The sequence below is a fragment of the Tumebacillus amylolyticus genome (assembly GCF_016722965.1).
GTDB classification, from domain to species: domain Bacteria; phylum Bacillota; class Bacilli; order Tumebacillales; family Tumebacillaceae; genus Tumebacillus; species Tumebacillus amylolyticus.
The window spans coordinates 631,170-655,915 of sequence record NZ_JAEQNB010000001.1 but is presented as its reverse complement, the minus strand read 5'-3'; the positions used below and the strand labels follow the sequence as shown (position 1 = coordinate 655,915).

19 protein-coding genes and 1 pseudogene are annotated in these 24,746 nt (G+C 52.1%); 1 reads left to right on the top strand and 19 read right to left on the bottom strand.

The window, feature by feature from the left end:
• The 14 genes and pseudogenes from JJB07_RS03140 to JJB07_RS03080 form a co-directional block, all read right to left on the bottom strand.
• A complete protein-coding gene (locus JJB07_RS03140; RefSeq protein WP_236587727.1) occupies positions 1-6,993 on the bottom strand; it encodes a non-ribosomal peptide synthetase in 6,993 nt (2,330 codons plus the stop codon).
• Positions 6,994-7,013: 20 nt separating this feature from the next.
• Positions 7,014-10,298, bottom strand: a complete 3,285-nt coding sequence (locus JJB07_RS03135; RefSeq protein WP_236587575.1) for a condensation domain-containing protein — start codon at positions 10,296-10,298, stop codon at positions 7,014-7,016.
• A 902-nt stretch (positions 10,299-11,200) separates the two neighbouring features.
• On the bottom strand, positions 11,201-12,229 hold the full coding sequence (locus tag JJB07_RS03130; protein WP_201631023.1) for a hypothetical protein: 1,029 nt from the start codon (positions 12,227-12,229) through the stop codon (positions 11,201-11,203).
• Between the two features lie 85 nt (positions 12,230-12,314).
• Positions 12,315-12,884 (bottom strand): class I SAM-dependent methyltransferase, encoded by a 570-nt coding sequence (locus tag JJB07_RS03125; RefSeq protein ID WP_201631021.1) that lies wholly within the window; start codon positions 12,882-12,884, stop codon positions 12,315-12,317.
• Between the two features lie 16 nt (positions 12,885-12,900).
• The gene (locus JJB07_RS03120) at positions 12,901-13,161 is read right to left on the bottom strand and encodes a metal-sensing transcriptional repressor (protein WP_201631000.1); all 261 of its coding nucleotides are present in this window, start codon (positions 13,159-13,161) and stop codon (positions 12,901-12,903) included.
• A gap of 351 nt (positions 13,162-13,512) precedes the next feature.
• Positions 13,513-13,992, bottom strand: a complete 480-nt coding sequence (locus JJB07_RS03115) for a DsrE/DsrF/DrsH-like family protein (RefSeq protein WP_201631019.1) — start codon at positions 13,990-13,992, stop codon at positions 13,513-13,515.
• Between the two features lie 55 nt (positions 13,993-14,047).
• Positions 14,048-14,431, bottom strand: coding sequence for a DUF302 domain-containing protein (locus JJB07_RS03110; protein ID WP_201631018.1), 384 nt, complete (start codon positions 14,429-14,431; stop codon positions 14,048-14,050).
• 19 nt (positions 14,432-14,450) lie between these two features.
• Entirely contained in the window at positions 14,451-14,678 is a 228-nt protein-coding gene (locus JJB07_RS03105) for a sulfurtransferase TusA family protein (RefSeq protein ID WP_201630994.1), read from the bottom strand.
• Between the two features lie 24 nt (positions 14,679-14,702).
• Positions 14,703-15,836 carry an MBL fold metallo-hydrolase gene (locus JJB07_RS03100; protein ID WP_201631016.1) on the bottom strand — a complete coding sequence of 378 codons (1,134 nt, stop codon included), beginning with the start codon at positions 15,834-15,836 and terminating at the stop codon, positions 14,703-14,705.
• A 19-nt stretch (positions 15,837-15,855) separates the two neighbouring features.
• Positions 15,856-16,419, bottom strand: a complete 564-nt coding sequence (locus JJB07_RS03095) for a sulfurtransferase TusA family protein (protein ID WP_201631014.1) — start codon at positions 16,417-16,419, stop codon at positions 15,856-15,858.
• A gap of 20 nt (positions 16,420-16,439) precedes the next feature.
• Positions 16,440-17,222 carry a sulfite exporter TauE/SafE family protein gene (locus tag JJB07_RS03090; protein WP_201631012.1) on the bottom strand — a complete coding sequence of 261 codons (783 nt, stop codon included), beginning with the start codon at positions 17,220-17,222 and terminating at the stop codon, positions 16,440-16,442.
• 35 nt (positions 17,223-17,257) lie between these two features.
• Positions 17,258-17,338, bottom strand: a pseudogene (locus JJB07_RS23905) (DsrE/DsrF/DrsH-like family protein); the annotation flags it as partial.
• 49 nt (positions 17,339-17,387) lie between these two features.
• A complete protein-coding gene (locus tag JJB07_RS03085) occupies positions 17,388-17,702 on the bottom strand; it encodes a rhodanese-like domain-containing protein (RefSeq protein ID WP_201631010.1) in 315 nt (104 codons plus the stop codon).
• A 105-nt stretch (positions 17,703-17,807) separates the two neighbouring features.
• Complete coding sequence (locus JJB07_RS03080) at positions 17,808-18,185, bottom strand: rhodanese-like domain-containing protein (protein ID WP_201631009.1); 378 nt, start codon at positions 18,183-18,185, stop codon at positions 17,808-17,810.
• Positions 18,186-19,220: 1,035 nt separating this feature from the next.
• Here JJB07_RS03080 and JJB07_RS03075 point away from each other — a divergent pair.
• Positions 19,221-19,931: a hypothetical protein gene (locus tag JJB07_RS03075; RefSeq protein ID WP_201631008.1), complete on the top strand. Its 711-nt coding sequence runs from the start codon at positions 19,221-19,223 to the stop codon at positions 19,929-19,931.
• Between the two features lie 190 nt (positions 19,932-20,121).
• On the opposite strand, the gene JJB07_RS03070 is transcribed toward JJB07_RS03075, so the two are convergent.
• The 5 genes from JJB07_RS03070 to JJB07_RS03050 form a co-directional block, all read right to left on the bottom strand.
• On the bottom strand, positions 20,122-20,541 hold the full coding sequence (locus JJB07_RS03070) for a hypothetical protein (protein ID WP_201631007.1): 420 nt from the start codon (positions 20,539-20,541) through the stop codon (positions 20,122-20,124).
• Between the two features lie 54 nt (positions 20,542-20,595).
• On the bottom strand, positions 20,596-21,756 hold the full coding sequence (locus JJB07_RS03065) for an HNH endonuclease (protein WP_201631006.1): 1,161 nt from the start codon (positions 21,754-21,756) through the stop codon (positions 20,596-20,598).
• A 156-nt stretch (positions 21,757-21,912) separates the two neighbouring features.
• Entirely contained in the window at positions 21,913-22,326 is a 414-nt protein-coding gene (locus tag JJB07_RS03060) for a type II CBASS E2 protein (protein ID WP_201631005.1), read from the bottom strand.
• 46 nt (positions 22,327-22,372) lie between these two features.
• On the bottom strand, positions 22,373-23,488 hold the full coding sequence (locus JJB07_RS03055) for a nucleotidyltransferase domain-containing protein (protein WP_201631004.1): 1,116 nt from the start codon (positions 23,486-23,488) through the stop codon (positions 22,373-22,375).
• 307 nt (positions 23,489-23,795) lie between these two features.
• Positions 23,796-24,683: a hypothetical protein gene (locus tag JJB07_RS03050; protein WP_201631003.1), complete on the bottom strand. Its 888-nt coding sequence runs from the start codon at positions 24,681-24,683 to the stop codon at positions 23,796-23,798.
• Positions 24,684-24,746: the final 63 nt, after the last annotated feature.

The window sequence follows — 24,746 nt, the reverse complement described above, 5'->3', positions numbered from 1 at the left end:
TTACTCGAATAACTCGTCCGTGATCTCTTCAACCGGAAACTGGACGATCTCGCGCAGTCGTGCCTGCGCGTCTTCTGTCACGCGATGCAACAGGTCTTGGAACTGCTCGATCATTCCCCGCACAGTCGACGGCTCAAACAAGTCGGTACGATATTCGAAGAGCGCGTCGATGCCATGCTGATAGTGGTGGATGTGTACGTTGAGATCGAACTTGGCGGTCTCGCGGCCAAGCGAGAGCGTGCTCATCTGCAGGCAAGGCAACTCATAGCGGCTTTGACCCACCGACTGGTAGTTGAACATCACCTGGAAGAGCGGCGAGACGTTGACATGACGTTCCGGCTGGAGCTCTGCGACCAGTTTTTCAAACGGCACGCCTTGGTGAGCGTACGCTTCCAGAGACGTCAGCCGCACACGGTGTAGCCATTCCGCGATCGACGGATTGCCCGCCAAACTTGTGCGCAAGACCAACGTGTTCACAAAGTACCCGATCATCCCTTCCGTCTCCTCGAACGGGCGATTGGCGACCGGCACCCCGATCAACAGGTCTTCCTGCCGGGTGCGGGCATACAGCAGCGCTTGGAAGGCGGTTAACAGAACCATCTGCGCGGTGACCCCGTGCTCTAGCGCGAACGCCTCGACGGCCGCCGCCAGTTCATCGGAAAGCGCGGCGCGGATCACAGCCCCTGCGTAGCTCGGCTTCGCAGGATGCGCATGGTCAGCAGACAGTTCGAGGATCGGCAATTGACCTGCCAATTGCTTTTTCCAATACGCCATCTGCCGCTGATAGTCGGCCGTGTGGACATAGCGCTGTTGCCAAGCCGCATAATCGACATATTGCAGGGCCGGCACTGTCAACGACAAGGGCTTTCCTTCGGCAAATGCCGTGTAAAGTGCCGCCAGTTCTCGCGTGAAGACGCCTGCCGACCACCCGTCGGAGATAATATGATGCAACGTGATGAGCAACACATGCTCTCTCGGTGTCAGACGGTACAGATGGAACTGGTACAGGGAACCTGCCCCGAGATCAAAGGGACGAGCGCTATGATTCAGCATCATTCGCTCCAGCACCTGTTCACGCTCATCGGAAGCGTACCCCTGCAGATCGCTCAACGGCAGGTCCACGTCACTTTGCGGCAAGACGACTGCCATCGCCTCGTCATCCCGCTCAACGAAAGCGGTTCGCAGCGACTCATGGCGAGATACGATCTCTTGCAAGGCGGCCTGCAGATGATCCAGTTCCAACTCCCCTTCGAAACTCAAGGCAAACGGGACATGATAGAGCGCAGTCTTCGATTCCAACTGCTCGAAGAACCAGAGTTGCTTTTGCATATCAGACAGCGGCAAGTCCCCTTGGCGAGAGATCGCCGTGATCGTCTCGATTTCCGCCGCGGGCTGCTCTTGCAACGCCGCTTCCACCGCCGTCGCCAGTTGGGCGATCGTCGGTCCCTCGAACAATTGGCGCAAGGGCAAGTCGATGCCAAACTGCCGACGCACGCGAGACATCACCTGAGTGGAAAGCAAGGAATGACCCCCGAGGGTAAAGAAGTTCTGGTTCACCCCGATACGCTCCACACCTAAAACTTCCGACCAGATTTTGCTCAGCGTCGCTTGAATTCCCGTTTCTGCCAACTGCATCTCCGACGCAGTAAGCTCAACTGCCTCCGGTCTTGGCAACGCTTTGCGATCCACTTTGCCGTTCGCCATCAGCGGCAACGACTCCAGCACGAGATAGAAGGCGGGCACGTACGCGCTGGGGAGCCGCTGTTCGAGATGATGACGCAATTCGGTTGTTTGGAAACCCTCGGCGTCGGTCAGCACGACATAAGCAGCGAGTTGCGTCTGTCCATGCCCGTCTTTGACGTCCAACACCGCACAGGCGGCCACGGCCGGATGACGCATCAGCACCGCCGTCACTTCTCCCAATTGCACACGCACGCCGCGGATCTTGATCTGGTCATCGAGGCGTCCCAACACTTCGAGCGCCCCGTCCGGCTGGTAACGGCCGCGATCGCCTGTGAAATAGACGATGTCATCCGATTCCCCGCGGAACGGGTTCGGACGGAAGCGCAACGCTTGTTCCTCCGGCGCATTGAGATAACCGCGCGTACGGAACGGCGTGCGCAACACGACCTCGCCGGCCTCGCCTATTCCGCACAGGCTCCCACCGGCATTGAGTACCCACACCTGCGTATCCGGTTGCGGCCAGCCTGCCGGTTGCTGACCGGGTCTGACCTCGCCGCGTCGCACGCGGTAGGAAGTTTTGATCATCGTGGTCTCCGTCGGTCCGTAGAAATTCACCATTTCGCCCGCCGGGAATCGCTCGTACCATCTCGTCACAAACCCATCGGTTACCGGTTCGCCCGAGAGGAACAGCCAACGCAAGGTAGGGAGCGTCGCCCCCTCCGGTGCCCCGTTAAGCCAAGATTGTGCCAACGATGGCACGGCGTGCATCACGGTGATCTGTTCTCGTTCCAGCCACGGCAACACCACATCCGGCGAGAGATCCTCCGGCTGCTCCATGAGATGCAAGGCGGCCCCTGCCGTCAGCGGTAAGAACATGTCGCGCAGCACGGCATCAAAGGACAGATGGATCATCTGCGCCACCCGGTCTTCAGGACCAACTTCGAACGTTTTGCGCTGCCACGCCAGGAAGTGGTTCATGCCTTTGTGCGTGCCCACCACCCCTTTGGGCAAGTTGGTGGTCCCTGAAGTGAAGAACAGGTACGCGGGCGCCTCCGGGTCGAGTTCGGGCCACTCTCCGCACATCTCGCCGTCTCGAAGGGTATCCGACTCTGCCACGCCCGTTTCCTCGGAAATCCGCATCATCGGCAGGTCCAAGCTCTCCACGACCTCGCGCATGTCATCGGTCAAGTTGCGCTCGGCGGCGTACAACAAGCGCTTCGGCTTGGCCTGCTCCAACATCATGCGCTGACGCAGCGACGGCAGATTGACGTCCACAAGGAGCAAAATGCCTCCGCTTTGCAGGACGGCCAACGCGCTGATCACAACGCCAATGCCCTGACGGCTCAGCACGGCTGTCACATCGCCCGGCTGCAACCCCTCCGCTCGAAGCTGGTTTGCCAACCGATCCACTCGTGCGAGCAGGTCTCCGTAAGCAACGCGGCGCTCTCCTTGAACGACGGCACACCGATCGGGTGCCTCCAAGGCTCGTCTTCGGAACTCCGTCAACACCGAAGGATAGTTCGGTGCTTCCATCGGCATCTCCACATCCGGGAGCAAGGCTTGGGCTGTTTCCGTCACGAGCGTAAACGCTCCAATCTGCCGGTCGGGTTCTGCCAGCGCTTGTTGCAGAAGCACTTGCAATTGTTCCAGCAAGATCGTCGTGCGCTCCTCCGAGAACAACTCCGCGCGGCAGACCAATTCCAGCACCAACACCTGCTCCACCTCTTGCACAAATAACGTCAGGAGGTGCTTGGAGAGGAGTTGGAAGTCATACGTCGTCGTGACGCACACGCCCGCAACGTCCACCGTGGTCTCCGGATTGTCCAGATAGTTGATCATCACATCGAAGATCGGACTGCGCGTGAGACTGCGTTCCGGCTGCACGTCTTCCACTACTTTTTCAAACGGCACTGCCGCATGTTCGTACCCTTGCAACGTCACGTGACGCACACGGCGCAACAGCTCTCGGAAGCTAGGATTGCCCGACAGATCGCTGCGCAACGCGAGCGTGTTCAACAACAGCCCGATCATCTCTTCCGTCTCCACGCGGTCGCGGTTCGCCACAGGTGTCCCGACGACGACATCGTCCTGCCCTGACAGGCGGTGCAACAACAACTTGTACACCGCGAGGAAGACCATGAACGGCGTCACACGCTCCTCACGACACAGTTGTTTCACCGCACTCGTCAGCTCGACAGGCAGCGGGATGCGCTGCATCCGGCCGAGCGTGGACACGTCTGCCGTCCACGGACGATCCATCGGGAGCTCGACTTGCGGGAGCGGACCTGCCAATTGTTGCTTCCAGTAGGTAAGGCTGCGCACCCTCGCCTCCTCCTGCAGGCGCTGTTGCTCCTGATAGACATAATCGGGGAACTGCATCGGCACCGCCGGTAACTCCGCCTCCCCATACATCGCCAACAACTCGCGCTTGAACACATCCAGCGAACGAGCATCGAACACGATGTGATGGATGTTGAGCATCAACAGATGATCCTTCGCGCTTCTGCGCACCAAATGCCCGCGATACAGCGGACCGTTTTGCAGGTCAAACGGGCGGTTGGCCTCCTCATCCAGCAGACGGTCGATTGCCTGTTGTCGCTCCGACTCCGGGAGCTTGCTGAGATCGAGCAGCGGCAATTCCCAAGGACTCGGGTTGAGCACGTGTTGAACGGGTCGCTCGTCCACCACCGTGAACACCGTACGCAACGCTTCATGCCGCTCCAGCACGGCGTTCAAACTGCGTTGCAACGCTTCCACGACCAGATCGCCCTGCAGTTCAAGCCCGAAAGGCACATTAAATTGCGTGGTGCCGGGGTTTAGTTGCTCCACGAACCACATCGCTTCTTGGGCCTGTGACAACGCTACGTGCTCCGGTCGTTCCGACATCCCTTGTACGGGCGTGTCTTTTCTTTCTGCTGCACGCGAAGTCAGCACCCGTGCGAGCTCCTCCACTGTAGGGCCGTCAAACAATTCGCCCACCGACAACTCCACACCCAGCGTCTCACGAAGACGCGCCACCACGCGGTTGGCAAACAGCGAATGCCCTCCCAAGTAGAAAAAGTGGTCGGTCACGCCCACGTCCGGCACCTGCAACACATCTTGCCAAACTCCCGCAATCAGTTCCTCCATCGGCGTGCGCGGCTTAATATGTTCCTCGCGCGCATTGTCGGACAGAGTGACTTGCGGCAGAACCTTGCGGTCGATCTTGCCGTTGGGTGACAACGGCATCTCTTCCAGCACGACGAACACGTTTGGCACCATATACTCCGGCAATTTGGATTGCACATACTGCCGCAGGATGGCTTGCTCCAAGTCCGCTCCCTCTACCGCTGTCAGGAACGCAACGAGGAATTTGCCGCCGTGGCGGTCCTCTTGTGCCACCACCACGACCTCGCGCACATCGGGATGCGTTTGCAGAACGGCCTCGATCTCCCCGAGTTCAATCCGCAAGCCGCGCAATTTGACTTGGTGGTCGATGCGTCCGAGATAGTCGATCGTCCCGTCCGGCAGATGGCGCGCCAAGTCTCCCGTGCGGTACATGCGGGCATCCGGCTTCACGGAGTAGGGATCGCGCACGAATTTTTCTTCATTTAATTCCGGTCGATTGAGATATCCACGCGCCACCGCCGTGCCGGCGATGTACAATTCGCCTGCCACACCGCGCGGTACCGGCTGCATCCGCTCGTCCAACAAATAGATCTGCGTATTGGCGATGGGGAACCCGATCGGGACCACCCGCTTGTCCGACCCGCGCTCACACTTCCAGTGCAACACGATTACCGCCGCTTCCGTCGGGCCGTATAGATTGTGCAACTCCGCATCCAATTTGGCGAAGTAGCGTTCTTGCAACTCGAAGGGCAGGGCCTCCCCCGCACACAGCGCACGCTTGATCGACGTGCAACGCTCTACGCCGCTCTCCTCCAGAAACAATTGCATCATCGACGGGGCGAAAACGATCGTGGTAATCTCGTGCTCTTGCACAAGATTGACCAAGTAGGCGCTGTCCTTGTGCCCTTCCGGCCGCGCAATGATCAGACGTGCTCCGTTGACCAACGGCCAGAACAACTCCCACGCCGACACATCGAAGCTGTACGGCGTTTTCAGAATGTGGCGGTCATCCGGAGTCAAGCCAAACACGTCCTGCATCCACCTGAGCAAGTTGCAGATCCCGCGGTGTGTGCTCATGACCCCCTTCGGCTTGCCCGTCGAACCGGACGTATACAGAATGGAGATCATGTTGTCCGGTGAAAAAGTGCCGCCAAGATTCTCCGTGCTTTCACCCGCGAAGGTGGACCACTCGGTATCCAGGCAGACGACTTCCAAGCCGTCGCTTGGCAAGTAGGCCAACCAGCGCTCCTGTGTCAGCATCAGCGGCACCTGCGAGTCCTCCATCGTGAACGCCATGCGTTCTTGCGGATGATAGGGATCGATCGGAACATAGACACCGCCCGTCTTGAGCACACCATAGATCGCGACCAACATCTCCAGCGAGCGATCCATGCACACGCCAACACGAACATCCGGCCCGATTCCCGAGCGGGACAAGTAATGAGCGACCTGATTCGCCCGCTCATTCAGCTCCCGGTACGTCATCGTTTGTCCTTCAAATACCAGCGCGATCGCATTCGGCGTCCGCTCCGCCTGCCGCTCGAACATCGTATGCACGCATTCCTCCGGTCCGTAGTCGACCTGCGTATCGTTCAGACTACGCAACAGACGTTCCTGTTCGAAGGAACTGAGCATCGGCAAGCCCAACAGGTCCGATTCGGGAGTCTCGACGATACTGGTCAGCAACTCTCCTGCACTTTCCAACAGCTTCTCGATCGTCGCCTGTTCAAACAGCTCAACCCGATAGTCGGCGGCCAGCGTCGTCTCGCCCGTCAACAGCACCAACTCATACGGCGACTGTTTCGGGGCAGCCAACTCGGCCGCCCCCCACATGAATCCCATCTGAACACTCGTCGCGTCCGCTTCGAACATCCACGAGTCACGCACCGCTTGCACAAGCTCGGCAAAAGGGAGTTCCGCTGTCACTTGCACCCGCGACGGGCGAACGCTGCCTGAAACCGACTGGACTCCGATGACGAGATCGTTTTGCCCGGTATAGCGATACAACAGCGTGTGGAAAGCGGCCAGCACGACCTCTTCCGCCGTCGCCTCCCACCGCGAACCCATCCGATTCAGCGCTTCAAAAAGTCCGGCCGGCACCTCACGAGCCACTCGACGGCTGTCCGTAGACGGCACGGCTTGGCGCGGCGCATCGGTCGGCAAATTGACAACCGGCAGGCTTTCACGTCCCGCAATACTCATCTTCACTTGAATTCCCCTCCTTAAAAGAGCTCTTCCCAAGCATCGTCTGCCTCGGATTCCTCAACCTGAATTTGTGACAACCGAAGCTCCGGCTGGGTGGCGAACTGCTCCAAGACCTGCACGATCTGCGCCAAGAAACGATCCACCGTCTCCGGACGGAACTTGGCCACCGCATAGTTCGTCTCCAGCACCAACCCGCCGTCCGTCTCACGCAATGACATCACCAACTCATACGGAGACGATTCCGCCGCTCCCTTTCCATACAAGCGCTCGACCGCCTCTTGTGCGCGATCCGCCAGCAACTCGGTCAACGGCTGCGGCTTCAACCGCATCCCATCCAAAAGAATCTCGCCATCCGTCACGTTCTGCCCGATCAAGATCACCGAATACAACGACGTAGCTTTAGCTCCCCGCTTCCGTAGCTCCTGCCACAGCAGATCAAACGGATAGTCTTGGTTGGCATACGCGTCAAAAGACGTCTGCGCCCCTCGCATCACCATCTCGGCGCACGTCGGGTTGCCGGACAGATCGGTTCGCATCGCCACTGGATTGAGCATCGGGCCAAAAACTTCTTCCAAGTCCGGGTGCGTACGCCCTGACAGCGTAGCCCCGATGGTGACAAGCGTTTCCCGCGACTGGCGGGACAACCAGGCCATCACCCCGGACAACACCGTTGCGTAGAGCGAACTGCCTTGCGCTTGTGCCAAGCGTTGCAGTCCTGAGGTCACCTCTGCTGACATCCGGATCGTGCGCACATCGAGCGGATTGCGCTCCCAATCTCCCGCATCGCCAGGCAGGCTCGGCGGTTGTACATCGTCTTGCAACTGAACCAACCAGTAATCGAGCTGGTGTTGCAAGTCGCCGTCCGCCAGCCGCTGGTGCATCCATACCGCTGCATCGGCGAACGGCACAGCTTCCGGAAGTTGCACATCTGCCTCCCCGCGACGGAACGTCGAATAGTACTCGTTCAAATCGCGGATCAACAGCCGAACCGCCCACCCGTCATAGCCAATGTGATGCGCGCAGAGGAACAGCACCGACTTCTGCGGGCTCAAGCGGAACAATTCAAATCGGAAGAACGACTCGTTGACCAGATCAAACGGTGTCGTCCACACCTGCAACACCCGTGCTCGCAACTTCTCCAGTTGCTCCGACTCCGCCAGCCCCTGCAGCTCATGCCGGTGATACGCAGGCCGCACCCCGGCGTTTAACTTTTGGCGGGCCACGCCGTCTTGCACCTCGATGGTCGTGCGCAAGATTTCATATCGATCCGCCAGCGCTTCGATTGCGCGGTCGAAGCTCTCAGTATGCAACTCGTCCTCAATCAGATAATAAAAACCGCTGCCGAACTGATTGCTGGAGGACAGTTGGGCGGAGAACCACAAGCGCTCCTGAGACGGAGACAGCGGCGCGTACGATTGCCCGGACTGACGCGGGATCGGCGCGTACATCGCAGTGGACGCTTGCGTTTGTGCGCCGGATGCTCGTTCCACCGCGTCTGCAAGCGCATTCAGCGTCTTGGTTTCGAACACGATGCGCATCGGAAATTCCACGCCGTAGCTCATCCGCATCCTCATCACGACCTGAGAGGCCAACAACGAATGCCCGCCCAAGTCGAAGAAGCTGTCGGACAAATAGATCTCGTCCACCCCCAGCACTTCCGACCAGATGGCGGCCAGCGTTCGTTCCACCTCTGTTTGCGGCGCGACCAACTCCCCGGCAGCGGTCCCGCTCGGCGATTCCGTTGGATAACGCTCCACCAATCCCTCCGGCCACAGCCGTCCGCGTTGCAGCGGCGTCCACGTTTCAGTCTCGTTGGGTCGGCGCACCTCGATCATGCCGCTGGCGCCGAATAGTACGTAGCGACCTGAAAGGTCGACGACCCGAGCCTGCACATCAGGAAGGGGTTTATAAATTTTCAACTCTTTAGAATGTTTCGAAATATAGAACCATTCGTCCGCCTCTGCTCCCGCCTGTTCGCCCTCTTCAGTGGGCAAGAATTGGGGCTTTGCATTCTCTTGCCACCAGCGGCATTCCCCGCAGTTCAGGTTCGATGTTTGAGTGAATTGCTCCAATAGCCTGGGCAACGCATCCAACCATTGAAAAACCGCTTGCTCGGGCCAGACTTGCGAATCGGTCTGTATCGTCAAGCAAGAGCTATCCGCTGTGATCTGACAGGACAGCAACGCCTCGAACGGTTCCACCTGCCCGCGCTCTTGGAGCAAGGTCACGCGCACGTTCGCAGCCTCGAAGGCAGACCAGCGATCCCGGCTTTCAAAACCGATCTGGAACCTTCCGAGTTCAGCAGCCGTTCCCGGTTTGGGCGAAACAAGGTCCCAACTCCACGTCTCCTGCCATTCATATGCTTCGCGCAACGATTGGCTCAGCCGCGCAGTTCCCTGCTGAACGGTCTCGGACTCCTCCCACACGCTGGTGAGCGGCACATAGCGAGTCATCAAACCGAGTGCGGTCTCCACGCCCTCATCGGTGCGACCGTCACATCCGACCCCGATAACCACTTCCGCAAGCCCTGCCAACTGGTGCCAGATCGATCGCCAGGCGTGTAGGACAAGATCCGTCGGCTGCACGTTCCAGTGGCGGGCCGTCTCCCGAACCCCTTGCCAGACGTGAGCTGGAACTTGGATGGACTTGACCAGGTTCAGTTCACTCGGTGTCTCCTCGCACCAAGGAACGGGAACAGCGTTTGCAACATCGAGCCGTTGTCGGGCCCAGAACGCCCGTCCGGTCTCGCTCTCTTCATCTTCCAGCATCTGATTCAGCCATTCTGCAATCACGGCATATGTAATCGGTTCCTCCTCTTCTGTGTTCGAGAGGTTCTGCTGTTGTACGCGAGCTTCGTACAATCGGAACCATTCCCGTACCAGAAACGAAGAGTCAGGGTCTGCACACAGCGCCGACACGTCGAGAGCGACGATGGCGCGCTGAGGCGACTGCCTGATCACGGCTGCACGCAGCAAGGGCCCATTTTCCAGATCAAAATCCGCTGCAGAAAACTCCTGCAAGAATTTGTTCACATCAGAGGTGTTTGAACATTCGTACACGCTCCATGCCGCCGGGCAGTGCTCCAGCACGACTTGCACGGGGAGGGTCAGACCCGGCATTTTATGAAACACCGTGCGCAGGATCTCTTGACTCTGCACCATATCGTTCAAGGCAGCGGCCAACTGATCATCTTGCATGGCGCCCTCCACCAGTAAGGTAGTATGCAAGTGGGCAGACCTGTATTGGTTCCACACACGAATCTGTTGCGGAGACAAGCGAAATCCTTCAACGGATGTTCTCATTTCAACCACCCTTTCATGTACACAACTTTACAACTTTACTATTTAGCATAAAATAAAATTACATGAATATATTTTATTCTCACAAGGCAAATACGTCAATCCATTTTATTCGTTTCATTTATTCGAATAGAAAATAAATTCAAGCGTACACAAACGGCCTGCTTCTCTTTTTGAGAATCAGGCCCATCGAAGTCTAGTGAGAGGTAATTGACTCCACTACTGCCACGAGATCTGTGTCATTCCGGTATTCTTACATCTAAGCGTTACATCAAAAAAAGAAGCAGAACGAGTATTCGAAGCCTCATGATACACCTTATTTATTATTCTACAAAACCCTATTTCCGGCAAAGAAGCTCCCTTATTAATTCTGAATGTAACAGTTCAAAAAATTATACAATGAGAAACACTCATGTCGAGGAAATCCTTGACATGGTTGTTTGAAACATGATTATCCATCCGGTACCTGAAACACATAATAATGCCGCGCCTTTCAGTATCGAGCTAGCCGAGAACATGTTGATAGTGTTCTGTCCTAAAAAAGGTGTACCTTGATATTGCGATGTCCAAACAATAAAATGATTATATGTGTAACTGAAGTTTTCCACATGAAAGACCTCTGTTTGGTGATCAAAAAGTTTATACTGGGAGGCCTCGCGAAGCCTTGATGTACCGTAAATCCCCCTTATAAGTGAGGGGATCAAGATTCCCTGAACTGTTCTGAGCTGTTCGAAGTCCGTTTGCAACACCATGTGGACGCACCGGCGTGAAGGCAACGATGATCGCCATAAAATACTAGAGATTGGCAGACCCACGATACCCAAAACCAAGGAACCAAACAAAGCAAAATATTCGTAGTGCTCACTATTACGAAGTATCAGCTCCTCCAATCTACTTTCACTCCCCTACCGTTTCGCCCTCTTTTGCCAGAGCCACACAGTGGAGGTCCCGATGGAGAGCACGAGTACGATCAAGAGTAGCAGCGCTCCAAATAACGGAATGTTACTCAAGGCAACGATTGTAACAGACCCCAGAAATGTCGGTCTCCAAATCCCGTTGGAAAAAGCCCGACCACCAACCACGATCTTCCCTACGTGATAGGCGACCAATGTATATCCAACGGCAAACAAGAGAAGCAGCACGACTCCAAAAAGACGCGCAAGCGGTGCCCCGAACACAGAAAGGGCGAGTAGCAAGCTAATCCCCAGCCCCCCCAACCAACACCACCAATCCAACCTCTCCTGTCCTTGAAATGGCATGACGGAGGGACCAGCAAAACAGGGATGACGACCAGCAACAAAGTCGAATGTGACCGCCGCAATACCGTCCTCTACGTACGCCCCATTTTCCTGTTGATTATGTCCCCCAAGCACGACGACGACTCCAGTTTTCGAAGTTGAAGTCAGTTGTACGTCGCCGTTATAGACAAACACCACGTCTGTGACACGGCCTTCGATCTTTGCATCGTGATTCAGAACCACAAGTGTTTGCAAGGTCTGCTCTTTCGGAACGTTCGAAACCGTATTTTTCACGATCAGAGTCTGTCCGGCGGCCCTCGCAACAGTGCGACTCTCCAACCCTGCTTTTTCATACCAGGTTCCCTGTGGAAAAACGGTTACAAGTTTGCGTACTCCCCATATGCTTCCGATCAGCAAGAAGGCAGCTGCCACTAACGATCCTCCTACCACAATGGGCGAGAACACGAAGAAGCCGGTGAGAAGCAATACACTGACTGCCAGGCTGCCTGTCGCAACCCATGCCGCTTTTGTTTCGCGGCGCTGTTCCTCCCTCTGGATCGAGAGCCAAATTCGATCCCCGAGGATCAGGGAAACGGCGGACAACTGTTCATAGTTCCCCATCCAGATAGGCCCGATAGCGAACAGACTGACAAAGAATGTCTTGGTCGATTGTAGTTTTACATTGAGCTTTGGCAAGTTTCTTCATCCCTTCTCTCAAAAGGAAAAAGAAAAAGCCCCCGGTCATCGGGAGCTTTTCGGCACATAAGCACCGGAGCGTTTCCTATTGAGCAACCACCATATAGTGATTGTCGTTCAGCAATTTAACCTCAGTTTGCAGGCCGTTGGCAACCAAAACTTGTTGCAACTCGTTTGAATCCAAACGGTGATGCACAGGAGGACCCATTTCGGTCTCTTTTTTCTCCCACTCCAGAATCAACACGTTCCCATTCGGGCGCAGGATGCGTTTCACCTCTTGTACTGCTTGGTTCAAATCCCCAACTTCATGCAAAACAAATGCAATCAAGACCTTGTCTACAGACTGATCCGGCAAGTCGATCTTCTCAGCGTCGCTCAGGACCGTTTGAACATTCGAAACTCCTGCCTCTTCCGTTCGCTGTTGCAGAAGTTCTAACATCTGGCGCTCTACGTCGATTGCGTAAACGGTGCGTTGCGTTCGCTTTGCTATCGGGAGAGTGAATACCCCCGGCCCACATCCAAGATCCGCGACGTTATCATCTTGCGAAATTTGCAGCGCGTCTACAATCTGTTCCGGCGGAAGCATCTTCAAGCGATCCGGATTGAGTAGTTTCGCCACATGCTGCGGGTTAAAACGATGTTGTCCATGACTCATGAAATTGCCTCCAATCCTATCTGCTCTTCACAAGCATTTCGACTGCTTCTTTGATCACTTTGTCGGGGACATTTCCTTTTTCGATCTCTTCTCGAATACAGGACTCCAAGTTGGAGCCCACAACATATCCGACCGCTCGATCGATTGCCGAACGGATGGCCGTAAGTTGCGTTACCACATCCCGGCAGTCTTTTTCCTGTTCCATCATGCTGAGTACGCCACGCACCTGTCCTTCAATTCTCCGCAAACGATTTTTGATCGAATCGTTGTACTCCACTGGAATCCCTCCTTTGCCTCTGTGGGCACGGTATAAATGAAACGTTGTTGTCGCATTCTAAGACAACATGCTATAGTAGACAAAGTAATTCAGTAGGAAAAGGTGGTGTTTAGAGTGCTTTCCAAAATCGTATCATGGTTTCGTGAGGAATGTCCATTGTGCAGACAAAAATTAGTTTTTCTTCAAACCGAGAAACGCAGCACATCCAAACATTGCCCTCAAGGTCACTACGTCTTGGAAACCCACCCGGTACTCGGGGTTCAAGTTGCATATCACCGCGACCACTAATACAATACGTATTCCGTAACCAAGATTTCCTGTTCACAGGCGATCTTGGTTTTTTGATTTTCTCTAGATGAACAAATTTACCTGACTTTCCTCGGCGGCGGCCAGATACGTGGCAACCCCTGCATACTCGATGCCGTCGATCAGTTCTTCGCGGGTGATCCCCAACACATCCATCGACATCGCGCATGCGATGATCTGCACATCCAAGTCCTTCGCCATCTCCATCAACTCGGGAAGTGTGGCGATGTTTTTGTCGCGCATGATCTTCTTCATCAACTTCGAACCGATCCCGCCCATGTTCATTTTGGAGATGCCCAGACGATTGGCACCGCGCGGCATCATTTTTCCAAACATGTTTTCCAGAAACGACTTTTTCACCGGCACGTACTCATCCTTGCGCAAGATGTTCAGCCCCCAGAAGGTAAAGAACATCGTGACTTTGTTCCCCATCGCGGCCGATCCCGTGGCGATGATAAAACTTGCAATCGCTTTGTCCAAATCCCCGTTAAACACGACGAGCGTGCTGCTCTTCTCCATATTCATTCTCCCCGTTCTCCTCTCGATTTAAAAAGGGGGCCTTGTGGCCCCGATGATTGTCTTACTTGGCTTCTTCCAACGCTTTGATCAACGTGTCCTCCACGCCCTGCGCGATCTCCGCCAAAGCGGGGTCGTTGACGACACCCATCATGACGGTCGGCTTGGGCATGCCGATCTTGGTTTGACCGTTGTCTTCGTAGACGACGACCTTGCAGGGAAGGAAGTACCCGACCAGCGGGTTCTGCGTCAACACGCGCTTCGCTTCCACCGGATTGCAAACTTCCAAGATGCGATACGGTTGCTCGTAGTCCACGCCTTTTTCTTGCAGTTTCTTCGGCAGATCCAGTTGCCAGAGCACGCCGAATTTGTGTTGTTTGAGACTGGCTTCCACAGCGGCTACTGCTTCGTCGATCGTTTTGTCCGTATCAACCGTGTAATGGAACACCTTTGGGCCCCCTCATCTCTTAGGCTTTTTTGACAAAGAAGCGATAGACGCCGTTCTCCTCGTCCATGTGAACCATTTCGTTGCCTGTTTGTTTCACCCACGCTTGGAAGTCGTTGACCGCCCCTTTGTCCGTGGCTTCCAGTTGCATGACTTGACCGCTGGACAGCGTGTCTATGCTTTTTTTCGCTTTCACAATCGGCATCGGGCAGGAGAGCCCTTTTGCGTCTACTACGAGATCAGCTTGCATGGTTTAGTATCCCCTCTCTTGATCTTACGAATGATGAACCGCGCAACGGTTCGGACCGATTTCCAGCTCGGTTGCTTTTTCCGGTGTGACGTGGATGTCGCCACGGTTGATTCCGACGATCTCTTCAAAGTTCGGCGGGGTGGCACCGGATGCGCCCGCTACCATCTCGGTGAAGGCTTCTCGGTTTTCGGTGCGCATCACTTCATTGCTTGCACGGATCGCACCCAGGGTGGCACCGACATATCCGTTTTCGTTGATTTCCTTGATATCTGCGAAGTGAGTCGGGAGCACGACCGTTTCGTCCGACAGATTTGCCACTTGGGTGAACACCGTGTCGTAGAGAGATTGCGCCCACTCACGCGCTTTGCCGCCCAAGTCAGGACGTCCCAGACCGCCGACGAAGATCGTATCGCCCGAGAGCAAGAATTGATCGTTGACCAATACGGACGTCGAGCCCGGTGTATGGCCGGGTGTCGGGATCGCCAGAACTTTCGCTTCAACGGCTCCGACTTTCAGCGCGTCAAATTGTTCGAGCGGTTTGTAGTCCAAGCCAGTCGCCCCTTGCATTTCGCTCGACGAGATGTAGTACTGAGCTCCCGTTGCTTTCGCCAGTTCTGCCCCACCGGAAATGTGGTCGGCGTGCAAGTGCGTATCGAGGACGTGCTTGATCTGCACGTTTTCAGACACCGCCAGTTTCGTGTATTCGTCCACATGACGGTTTGCATCGACCACCAACGCTTCGCCTCCGGAGATCACCATGTAGGACAGGCAGCCTTTGGCGAGACGGTTGAGTTGAATCAACTTCATGTTCTCGCCTTCGTAGACGGTCACAGGATTGTAAAATTGGCTCCACTCCAGCATCCCGAACTCCAAAAAGCTTACGTGATAGCCTTTTTCATCAAGTTGCTCGGCGACCATTTGAGCACTGCCGCCCTTGGCACAGATGACGACGATCTCTGTGTCTTTGGGAAGACCTTGATAGACCGCGTCGTCTTCTTCCAGAAAGTCGAAGTACGGGATGTTTACCGACACGAGATGTTTCGCTTCGATCTTCCAATCATTGAAGTCACTCGGGTTGCGGACGTCGAGGATGAAGATCGACTCGCCCGAGTTGATTTTGTTGTGCAGTTCTTGAGAATTGATCGTTGCTACAGCCATGAGATGGTCACCCCTTGTCTTATTTTTCGAGCGGCCCGTTCCATGCGGACATGCCCGGTACGACGTTTTTCACGTTGGAGAAGCCTTTTTCGGTCAGGATTTGGCACGCCAAATCGCTTCGGTTGCCGGAGCGGCAGATGACATGCACTTCTTGGTTCTGCAGATGAGACAACTCGGACAGTGTTTCTTCCAGTTTGCCAAACGGCACCAATTTCGCACTGGGGATGTGGCCGAACTGGTATTCCATCGGCTCCCGTACATCGAGAATGACCGGGTTGTTGCTCAGTTTGCCGAGCAGTTCCTCATTGGTCAGGACATGCGGATGCTGTGTTTCCGGCTTCACTTCATTCGGGTTTGATTTTCGAATGTAGTGTTTGAAGGCGCCGTCTTCCTCCGTCGTGCCAATAAATTGGTGACCGGTACGATCCGCCCAAGCTTTCATGTCGGCGACGGAACCGGGGTCGGTTGCCACCACTTCGAGAACCTGACCCGGCTGGATCTCTTCGATCGCTTTTTTGGATTTCACAATCGGCATCGGACAGGAGAGCCCTTTGCAGTCAATGGTTTTATCAACGAGACTCATCTAGAAATACCTCCCTTTGTCTACTTCATCAAGATATCGGACCAGATCTTCACAGTGGTTCCGACGATCAACACCGACAGAACCGCTTGTAGCATTCGCGGGTTCATCCTGCGGCTGACCTTGCTGCCAAGCGGCGCGGCCAACAAACTGGCGAGAATCAACACAAGCGACGGTTGAAGCAAGATATGGTCCGCCATCAGTTTGCCCCCGACGGCCCCAACAGACGAAATGAACGTAATCGCAAGCGACGTGGCAATCGTCATGCGGGTCGGGATCTTCAAGACGGACAGCATGACCGGCACCAACAAGAACGCGCCGCCTGCCCCGACAATTCCGGAAGCAGTCCCCACTACGAGAGCGGCAATCACGGCGATGGTTCGATTAAACGTAACTTCCTCGACGGGTCGTTCCTCCATGCCTTTTTTCGGGATGAACATCATCACCGCTGCGATGGTGGCGAGAATGGCGTACACCAAGTTCACGATCTTCCCCGATAACAACATGCCTCCATACCCACCTGCAAATGAGCCGATGATGATGGCAGTTCCCATATAGGCGACCAGTTTCAGATGGATGATCTTCTGTTTGCGAAGAACATAGGCACCCGCAAGCGTTGCAAAAAAAACTTGAACGGCAATCATGCCGGACACTTCATGTGCGGTGAAGGCACCGACTCCTAACAAGGCGGGAATGAAAAGCAGCATCGGATAGTTGATGATAGCGCCTCCGATCCCCAGCATCCCGGAAAGGAATGAGCCGACAAAACCGATCAAGAACAGTGTGATTAGCAACCCGATTGTCATAAGGTATCTCCTCCCCCAGACACGTTCTACCAGATTTAGAACGTTACCGTGACATCAGCGTCGTAAGCAAAGTCGAGGAACGTCACCGCGCCGCCGACTTCCACCCCGTCGATGAACATACTCGCTACACGTTTTTTCGTTATGGTGAATACCTCCCGGGGTTTGTTAGTTTTTTTCAACAGGGCCGTTCCAGCCCGACATACCGCCCATTAGGTTTTTGATATTGCGGTAGCCTTGGCCCATCAGGTACTCGCAGGCCATCGCGCTTCGATTGCCGCTTCGGCAGACGAGGATCGTCTCTTTTTCCGGGTCGATTTCGTTCTGGCGGCTTTGCAGTTCAGAGAGTCGGATGTGCTTCGCGCCGGGAATTCGCCCTTGCGCTACCTCTTCCGGTTCGCGGACGTCGATGATGGTGATAGATTCTCCGTTTTTCAGACGATCTTGCACGTCGAAGGAGAGAATGTTGATCACTTTGCTCACGTTGTACACCTCCTTCCAGCTACGGGCATCATACCCTATGGGGTATATTTGATTTCGAATAAAAAGGAGTGGCTACGAAGCACGCCTTGACTCCTTATAGGATGGTTATTTGACCAGCTTTCCACTCCAACCGCTGACTCCTGTCGGAAGTTGGCAGATGTTTTGGAAGCCGTGCTTGCGCAATACTCGTGCCGCCTGACGACTTCTCATCCCGCTTTGGCAGGTCAACACAAGGGTGTGGGACGGGTCGATCTCCGAAATGCGCGAAGACAACTGACTGAGCGGGATGTTTTTGAAGCCCCGGATATGACCACCGCCATACTCATGAACTTCTCGAACATCAATGAATTCGTGATCTCGCGTCTGCTTCATCAACGACGCAATCTCCGTCTCCGTCAGATTGCGCAGTCCCTTCACAGGGAGCATCCGCGACACAACAAACCACAAAACCACAACGAAGATCAGAAACGGGATCCAGTTCATCGTTTCACTACCTTTCAGATACCCATACCCCTACGGGTATGTCGGATGACTTTTATTATACGCAGGACTTTCTAAAAGTCAACCCGCTTCGAAGTTCCTGTGTGTATTTGGAGTCCGGGGGTTTTTCATCACAGTTGCAGCCTACAGTTTTTCCAACATGAAGAGATGGCATTACCATCAGATCAAGGAGATAGAAGTAGAAAGCAATCATTATCACGCGCAAAAAAAGGCCTCCGTCCCTAGGGACGGAGGTGTAACAGGACAAAAAAGTTCTTTACTAATAGAGGCAATGAATCCTTATTATACCGTTCTATGCAACTCAAAATAGGACAAAATAGTTCTTTACTGAATTTGCAGTATTGGCAAAATCCTTGAATTATCAGGACAAAAAAGTCCTTTACTGAGCGTTATGTACTCTATCCTTTCAAAAACCTGTTCAGGGATAAAAACGTTGTACACTGACCACGGTTCATTTTTATTAGAAAAGCCGCAACGTCCCTCGTTACGGCTTTCTTCAACTTCAATTCGAGGTGGCCTTCCACAAAACGTAGACTGCGAGGATTGCTAGACCGACAAGAACAACAGCCGGGACGGAAAATGCCTTGCCGCCGCCAAGAGCGATTCCTACATTTTTCAAAGAGTACCACCTCCGCTCAGGTTGTTCGCTGTCCTTCAGTTCCCTGCAAGTCTTTACCCAATTTCTCCTTTTCGCTGGATCTTCTAATCCTAAGATAAAGCCACGTAACGCAGGGACCAACAAAAGAAAGGTACAGATTTTGAGGAATACCCGTTTTTTAGGAGTCGTGCCAGCCTCCCTTGGAATTATGGACGCGTTCTACAAGCCTACTGGTCCCATGATTCGAGACTCTGTTTGGATCTGACGTCCTCCTCCTCGTTGTGCTGCCGGTCTGATACAGATGTTCTCTCGCAGTATTTTAAAAAAGTTCCCTACGATCAAAAATGATCACATTTATTGACAGCTGCGCACTCTTAATTTAAAGTATGATCGAATTACCTATCAGAAAGGATGATAAAATGAAAAAAGTCTACCTTGCTGGCAAGATCACCAAAAATGGATGGCGCTCAGACATCTTTTCTGAACTCAGGGATGCTGAACTCTACAATGAAAAAGGCGCCATTCATCCCCCCTCACCTGTTGACGGATTCTCATACTCAGGTCCATATTTCTTGACTTGCGACCATGGTTGCTATCATGGAGAGTACACGCATGGGCGAGGAAATTTCAGATATGGGTGCGGAGAAAATGCTGACAACTCTTCTACTGTTTTAAAAAAGTGTCAACAGTGGATTACTCAGTCTGATTTTGTATTTGTCTGGATCGATTCAGTCGATGCTTATGGCACCGTTGCCGAAGTCGGCTTTGCAAAGGCCATGTCAAAACCATTATTTCTCGCCTACGATGAGAGTTTCAGGAATAGTGATTTCTTCAAAGACACTTGGTTTATTCAATCTATGGCGGATGATGTTGTCATCTCAAAGTCGGCAAAAGAAGCCTGGAGTTTATTCGCCAAAAGGTATGAAGCGGGTTCTGTTTCTAATCGTTCAATTCGCCCAGCTTCAGTAAAGCAAATTAGTTTTGTTCAAACACTGTTGTCAAAAAACGGTAAGAAACTGTCATTTCCGATTGATGAACTTACCATGGAGCAAGCCGGAATATTAATTGCACATTTTAATTTACGCAAGCCTCTCCCAAAGGATCACGAGGAAATTCTACTCAAAAATTAGATACCACGAGAATGTAACTACCCCCAAGATTTAAGACAGGAACACACATCCCAGTTAGGTCGCAAGTGAACACCCAATCAATCGAATACAAAAGCCCAATAGCATTAAGCCGCTGTCAACCATCTCTTTGACAGCGGCCTGATACACTTCTCTTCTTTAATTAACACACTTCCTTCCGAGTACGATTGATCTAGCTGCATTCGCTCTCTTTGGACAGAACTAAAAGATAAGCACTACTTAGCCTCTCAAATACCTGCTTATTATGTCTCTCAGGGTTGCCATGAACACTTATTTGCCGTTTGAAACGATCGTGGAAACTCCGGTCCTTGGTCACGATAACGGATTCATCAACACCCACAAACTGGTCAGCTGTAATATCTACTAACCAACCGTCGAATTCCAACCACGCATGAGACTGGCTACCATCCATCCCACACACGTATGATACATTTGAAAAACCGTTATCAACCAGATACATTGCCAAAAGATCAGATGTATCACCACACGCCCCACGAGGGAATCTCGATAGAGCGGGAATCTGTAGCAATTCTGATGGGTCACACTTTTCCATCATCCTTCGAAAACGACTTGCAAATTGGGTGAGCTTCATCTGTATAGCATCCTCCATTAATCACCAACTCCCTCTTAGTTATCTCCGCCATATTTACGAGACAAATCCTGCAATAAGGTGTTTTTTCTCCGAGGAGATAACAAGTGTTTGTGTGAAACCACCCTTGCTTCGGTTCTGATCGTAAACGATCAAAGGAAGATCCGCTTTTGGCATCCACACCCGACCGATCTCCACTGCAATAGCCACGGGAACAGCAGGAAAAACATGTAACTCTGAATCTTCTCCATGCACTGCCTTTATTCGATCCATAAGTAATCGAAACTCCTGACGAAACAAACTTAGTTGCTGCTTACTTCGTAAGAAGTCATTATTCGGAGTTTCTACGGTCATCGTCCAGATTGACGTTTCCTCACCCACCACTTTAGCAATGCGAGAGTTATCAATGGTTGCACTAATTGAAAGGTTCAGCGCTATTTTTCTTGAGATCGCTGTTGGCTCGATCACGGTGTAACTAAACGGTTCTGGATGAGGCTGCCAACACCAATTGGCTGGTTCTCGATGAAGTTGATATACGTCAGCCGCAGGAATATCAGATAGCAAAGTTCCTAATTCGACCAGAAGTGGTTGAGGTGCCAGAGCGAAAACCGAAAGCTTTGAAAGCTCTCCTGATTCCATCCTGCGTTTTACCTTATCCAAAAAATGCCGTCGTAAGTTTTGTCTTTCCATTTCCCAGAAAAAGTCTTCCTCATCTTGAAAAGAACTATTTCGCAATCCAAGTTCGATTGCTGTTTTTTCAGCCGGATAGAATTCTGGTAGCATCGCCTCCTTCGCTCTTTCCCAACTGACAGGGGCAAAATGCTGACCGATATTGGCTCCATAAAGCAAAACGTGGCTTTGGCGATCTTCCTTAATAGAAGTCAGCATCTGAATCCGCTGCTCATGCTTTCGTTTCATTTCCTGTAATTTCTCTACTGGATGTCCTTCTTCATCCTCCTGATCAATTAATCGGTGATGTGTGTCACACATTAACATGAGATTGGATATATCTGACTTCAACTTATCGGATAGTACTTCATCGCCACGTGGGCCTTCTGGACGATCTGCTACAATATGAGCGATATAAGCAATATTAAAATCTTTCTTTGTTATGGTATCGGTATAAAGTGTCTGATTACACCCTTCATATTGACATCGCCCTGCTGCCATGACCCAAAGTCGGATCTTGATTTTTTCTGGGATTTTAGTTTTGGACATTTCTCTTGTACCTCCTTTATAAAAAACACAGGGGAGGTTTCCTTCTTGCTTTCGCAACTGTTGTGAAGGAAACATCCCCTGTGTTCGCCACTTTTTAGGCTCTTACAATTTGGTCAGCGCTGAATGATTCGCGAATTCAAAATATCATTTGCGACTTCAGAACCCTCGCTCAACCTTTTTCATTCTTTTTACTGATCCAAACCGTCTGACTGGTATTCTAGGGTGTTTACCTCCACCTAACCACTCCCCTGTTGCATGCCACATTTCGTAGAAAAACAACCAGGTGATTGTCCAAGGGATAATAGTTTTTGAAATGAATTTTGTATTATCCCACTCTTGAGTTCGCGGATAAAAAAGGCACAAGCGTTCCTGATCGTACATATGAGGGATTTTTTCAGTTCCACGCATTCGAAGGGGGGGAGAAATCACCTTGATTGAAATGTCACACTCACCTGAGAATTCTACCAGTACGCTGTATGTCTCACTTAATGGAGTAGGTGTCAACTTACCTATCCAAACAACACGGTTTGAGCTAATTCTTTCTGTAAATTCGGGGTAACGCAACTTCATGGAATACACCTGTTCCCCGATATTGAGTGACTTGGGTTTGGTATACTTACTCTTCTGAACCAAAGAAGGTATTCCCCTTTACAAGAGTGGAACCTACAACAGCTGCAGAGGTAAGTGTACCCTTGCTATTGACTGCAAGTTTACCTGTAGTCCGATAGTTTTGCATTGCTTCTGCCTGTTTGCGAAGAGCTGTTTGGGTGACATTCTCTCCAAACATAGACATGAGCAGTTTAGAGGCAGCGTCAATGCCAACCGCATGTTGGACACTCATTAGTTCATTTTGGAATTTCCTTACAAAATCCACGAAGAGAGAATACAACTTTCTGTTCCCGTCCCACCTTTCACTGAGGTCCTCCGCTGAGTTCCTTGGGTTGAGAACCTGGATCCGACCATTCCCAACTGCAACGATATCAATGCTAATAGCGTTGACAATGTGCAAAAGTCCTTGGAATACAGATCTATGCCCCGCATAATGTTTTGCGGCCAAAGTGGTTAGCACGATGCTTATCGGTGCGTTGTCCAAATCATCTTCAAACGATACGTCACGGTGCCGTTTAATCAGCTGAACAATTTTAGCGAGAATTGTTTTTTCTTCAGCGGTCTCATGACCTCTGAGCGGCTCCACTTCTGCTCGTTTATCTACAAATTCCATTTTTTGAATCGTTCCCTGCTCTTCAAACCACTCCGCATACCCTTTGGGATTACTGTCCTTCCACCCCAGCTCTCTGTCAGGGACTTTCAGACAGCCTGTATCATCAACAGGAAATGCCGGCAAGATGTCCATATGAAATTCATTCCGGTAGTTAACACGGATACATCTGCGCTTTAATTCAACCATTCCTTGATAAGTACCATGCTCTTTCATCCGGTTGTACATTTTTTGCAACACAAGGTGCGGATTTTGCGATTGCCAAGGAACAGAGAACTCACATACGAAATCGAGATCGAACTCCTCACCTTTGATAGGCTTCACCGTAGTTCCGATACGAAAAGATCCTTGAGGATAGATTTGCAGTTGCATCGGCTCATCCCAGCGGTCTAACCAATCAGCAACGGCCTTATACCGCGATTCAGCTAACGCATACATAGTTGGCGTTACTTGGAGACTTTCGCAAATTCGTCGGAGAAGATCGTCTAGTTGTTCGTTTTTTGTGTTAAACATAGATACCTCCTTAGGTAATCTTCAGTAACCAAGGACAGAAACACTTGTTCCTATTTTAGTAGACTCTATAAGGTTATGTCAACTCTCTTTAGGATGGTAAATTGCATCTTATTAGTTCGAATAGGCCCTACTGTTAGTTGGAAAAAAAGTCCTTGGAAAAGCCGCAACGTCCCTCGTTGCGGCTGTCTTCATCTTTAATTCGAAGTGGCCTTCCACAAACCGTAGACTGCGAGGATTGCTAGGCCGACAAGAACAACAGCCGGGACCGAAAATGCCTTGCCGCCGCCAAGTGCGATTCCTACATTTTTCATAGAGTATCACCTCCTCTCAGGTTTTCGCTGTCCTTCATCTCCATGCTGGTCTTTACCCAAAGCTCCTTTTTCGCAGGATCATCCAACCCTAAGATAAAGCCACGAAACGCAGGGACCAACAAGAGAAAGGTACCGATTTTGAGGAATACCGGTTTTTTTAAGAGCCGTAATACAACATAAAATTGCTCATACAACTCCGGATTTGTTTGCATGAGAATGCTCATGTATTCCTTGAGTAGCAATATAGAACGATGGACCTGCCGTAGATCGTCACTAGTTGTCGCTTTTATTACGGAATGCCATCTGTCTTTCGAAAACCACTCATCAAAAAAGCCGGTCACTTCTCCATCCATCTCAATCCCATTTGTAACCATTTGAATGTATTGTCCAATTGGGAGCCTTTGAGCGATTCGCTTTACAAACTCAAATTCACGATGGAGGTTTTCTATTTCCTTTTCCATTAACTGTTCTCTGCGATCTACTTCATTTTGAGTGGGTTTACCTGGCTTCATTTTGGGAAGTCGATATTCGGCTGCCCTCTCAATTGCCTCCGAGTCATCGGGTAACGAAGACATCTGATTGAGATATTTATTCAGATCGTGGAAGTCATCAAATAATCGATCCCGTAGTTTTTCATAATTCACTTCGTGACCTTCCCAAAGGATTGCGTACACGAGATCTGCCTTCCGTACTTGATCCCGCAGCTGAGCAACAGAATGTAAGATCTCTATCGAGTTTTCCGCATATGTGCCAGTTTCGCTTCCTAACCCTCTTCCTTTTCCTGAACCTTTGCTACTCGTTGTAAGTACTCCCTTCCTTACGAGATCGCGAAAAACAGACTTGGTCAACCAAGGTACCCGTTGCAATATCTCATCCAATTTCAATGATTGTCCTCCTCTCTTACACACAATATATCCGAATGGAAATTACGTAACAATGGCACAAAG